The following is a 3,356-nucleotide window of genomic DNA, read 5'->3' on the forward strand; positions in this document are numbered from 1 at the left end:
CCCGCCGCCGGGTGCCGTGGTCCCTCAGGGCGGCGCCCTACCTGTTCCTGCTGCCGAACATGGTCATCTTCGGCCTGTTCACCATCTGGCCGGCGCTCAGCGGCTTCAACATCTCGTTGTACTCCTCGCGCAACGGGCGCACCTTCGAATGGGCCGGGACCGGCAACTTCGAGCGGATCTTCTCCGACGCCGACTTCTACCAGGCGCTGTTCAACACCATCGTGTTCGTGCTCGCCTTCGTGGGACTGGGCGTGTGCATCGCGGTGGTGCTGGCGGTGCTGCTGAACGCTCAGGGCTTCGGGAAGTCCTTCTTCCGCTCGGTGTTCTTCCTGCCGGTGCTGCTGAGCCCGGTGGTGGTGGGCATCGTGTGGCGATGGCTGCTGGAGCGCAACGGGGGTCTGGTCAACGAGGCCTTGAGAGCGATCGGCATTCCGGCGGTTCCCTGGCTGGTGGATCCGACGCTGGCGATGATCAGCGTGATCGCGGTGAGCCTGTGGACCAACGTGGGCTTCTACACGATGATCCTGCTGGCGGGCCTGCAGTCCATCGACCCGAACCTGTACGAGGCCGCGAGCCTGGACGGCGCCTCCCACCTGCAGCAGTTCCGGTCCATCACCCTGCCGCTGCTGGCGCCGACGACGATGGTGGTGCTGATCCTGTCCACCATCCACGGCTTCCAGGCCTTCGACGTCATCTACAACCTCACCGGCGGCGGCCCGGTGGGGGCCACCACCCTGCTGGTGCAGTACGTGTACGACAACGCCTTCGGGCCCCAGATGCAGTACGGCATGGCCGCAGCCGGTTCCGTGGTGCTGTTCCTGATCGTCATGTCCTTCACCCTGCTGAACTGGTGGCTGGGCCGACGGGCAGAGGCGGTGTGAGCAGACCATGAGCATCTCGAGCAACTCCTCCAAGCCCTCCACCTGGACCTCCACCTCCCACCGGAAGGTGCGCCCCGCCGCAGTGGTGCGCACCGTGAACCTCACGGCACTGGCCCTGCTGGTGCTGATCCCCCTGGTGTGGACGGTGCTGGGCTCCTTCAAGAACCAGTCGGAGCTGGCCCAGCGCCCACCCACGCTGATCCCCCGTTCGTGGCATCCGGAGAACTACTCCACGGCGCTGACCGGCTTCGACGTGCTGCGGTACCTCTCCAACAGCGTGATCGTGGTGGTGGTGGCCACCCTGCTCACCCTGGCCATCAACTCGATGGCCGCCTATGCGCTCTCGCGGTACAACTTCCGCGGCAAGAACGTCCTGTTCCTGGTCACCCTGGCCACCATCATGATCCCCCTGCAGGTGATCCTGATCCCCGTCTACCAGGTGACGGCGAGCCTGGGGCTGACCAACTCCCTGTGGGGCGTGATCCTGCCGGCCATCGCCACCCCCACCGGTGTGTTCCTGCTGCGCCAGTACATGCTCACGCTGCCCGACGAGCTGATCGACTCCGCCCGCATCGACGGCGCACGCGAGTTCGGGATCTTCTGGCGCATCGTGCTGCCGCTGTGCAAGCCGGCCCTGGCGGTGCTGACGATCTTCTCGGTGCTGTGGCGCTGGAACGACTTCCTGTGGCCGCTGGTGGTGACCAACGAGCGCACCCGCACCCTGCCGGTGGCGCTGCAGCGCTTCGCCAGCCAGGAGGTGGTGCCCTTCAACCTGGTGCTGGCCATCGCCGTGGTCTCGATGGTCCCGGTGCTGATCTGCTTCCTGGTCTTCCAGCGTCAGATCGTCCAGGGCATCGCCTCGACCGGCATGAAGTGAGCCGATCGGGCCGCAGCACAGCCCGCGCGATGGGACAATGACCACCGCATGCCTGAACCGACTGAGGGGAACCGATGGAAACACTGATGCCGATACTCCTCGTGGTCGCGATCGCCGTCGTCGCGGTGCTGATCCTGCTGGGGATCCTGCTGCGCAGCTACCGCATCGCGGCACCGAACGAGGCGCTGATCATCACCGGCCGCAACGCCAAGACCTCCCCCACCGGGGACATCGACCTGGAGTCCGGCAGTGCGCGGGTGATCATCGGCGGGCGCGCGATCGTGCGGCCCATCTTCGACCGCGCCTTCGTGCTGAGCCTGTCCTCCCGGCAGATCCCGGTGGAGGTCGAGGGCTACTCGATGAACGGCATCTTCCTTCGCCTGCGCGGGGTGGCGCAGGTGAAGGTGGGCGGCAACGTCAACGACGTGCGCAAGGCCGCCCAGCGATTCCTGGACCAGCAGAAGCAGATCGACCACTACACCCAGGAGATCCTCTCCGGCACCCTGCGCGCCGTGGTGGGCACCCTGTCGGTGGAGCAGATCATCCGTGACCGCGCCTCCTTCGCCGCCCAGGTGCAGGCCGAGGCCGAGCACTCGATGAACAACCAGGGCCTGGTGATCGACACCTTCCAGATCTCCGCGATCGAGGACGACGGCTCCTACCTGCGCGACTGGGGCCGTCCCGAGGCCGCCCTGGTGGCCAAGACCGCTGCGATCGCCGAGTCCAACGCCGGCCGTGAGGCCACCGAGGCCAAGAACCTCAACCTGCAGGCCGAGGCCGAGTCGAAGCAGGCCTTCGACCTGCGCCAGGCCGAGATCAAGGAGCAGACCGACGCCCGCCAGGCCGTCGCGGACGCCTCCGGCCCGCTGGCCCGCGCTGCACAGCAGCAGCGGATCATCGAGCAGGAGGAGATGATCGCGATCCGCAACAACGACCTGCGCGAGAAGCAGCTGATCGCGGAGGTCCACAAGCCGGCCGAGGCCAAGCGCTACGCCGAGCAGCAGGACGCGGACTCCAAGAAGTACGCCCGCGTGGCCGAGTCGGAGGCCCAGCTCACCGACGAGCGCAACCGCGCCGAGGCCCGCAAGGTGTCCTCGGAGGCGGAGGCGTTCGCCATCGAGGCTCGCGGCCGCGCCGAGGCCGAGGTCGAGCTGCAGCGCCGCTCGAAGGATGCCGAGGCGGTGCGCCTGGAGGGCCAGGCCGAGGCCGACTCGCTGCGCGCCAAGGGCGAGGCCGAGGCCGCCGCGATCCTGGCCCGCGGCACCGCGGAGGCCGAGGCCACCCGTGCCCGCGCCGAGGCGTACAAGCAGTTCAACGACGCCGCCGTGCTGTCCCAGGTGCTCGAGGTGCTGCCGCAGGTGGCGGGGGAGCTCGCCTCCCCGTACTCCAACATCGACAGCCTCTCGGTGTTCTCCACCGACGGCGAGGCCAAGATCGGGCAGAACATCTCCGTGGGCCTGGCCCAGGTGCTGGAGATGGTCAAGTCCACCACCGGCGTCGACTTCCAGGACACCCTCGCCCGGGCGTCCCAGGGCGGTCGCGACGTGCGTGCCCAGGCCGAGCAGGAGCAGGAGCAGCGGGACGCTCAGGACCCCTCC

The 3,356-nt window shown here is 68.0% G+C and carries 3 protein-coding genes; all 3 read left to right on the top strand.

The window, feature by feature from the left end:
* The coding region (locus M4D54_RS13685) for a carbohydrate ABC transporter permease (RefSeq protein ID WP_259892096.1) at positions 1-881 on the top strand (881 nt) is incomplete at its 5' end.
* Between the two features lie 7 nt (positions 882-888).
* Complete coding sequence (locus tag M4D54_RS13690) at positions 889-1,758, top strand: carbohydrate ABC transporter permease (protein ID WP_193866136.1); 870 nt, start codon at positions 889-891, stop codon at positions 1,756-1,758.
* A gap of 86 nt (positions 1,759-1,844) precedes the next feature.
* The coding region (locus M4D54_RS13695) for a flotillin family protein (RefSeq protein WP_396121505.1) at positions 1,845-3,356 on the top strand (1,512 nt) is incomplete at its 3' end.

It is taken from the genome of Brachybacterium sp. p3-SID1565, from assembly GCF_025143785.1.
GTDB classification, from domain to species: Bacteria; Actinomycetota; Actinomycetes; order Actinomycetales; family Dermabacteraceae; genus Brachybacterium; species Brachybacterium epidermidis.

Excerpts from the sequence above, each read along its gene's own strand:
- M4D54_RS13690 (WP_193866136.1), top strand. The coding sequence starts at position 889 with ATGAGCATCTCGAGCAACTCCTCCAAGCCCTCCACCTGGACCTCCACC.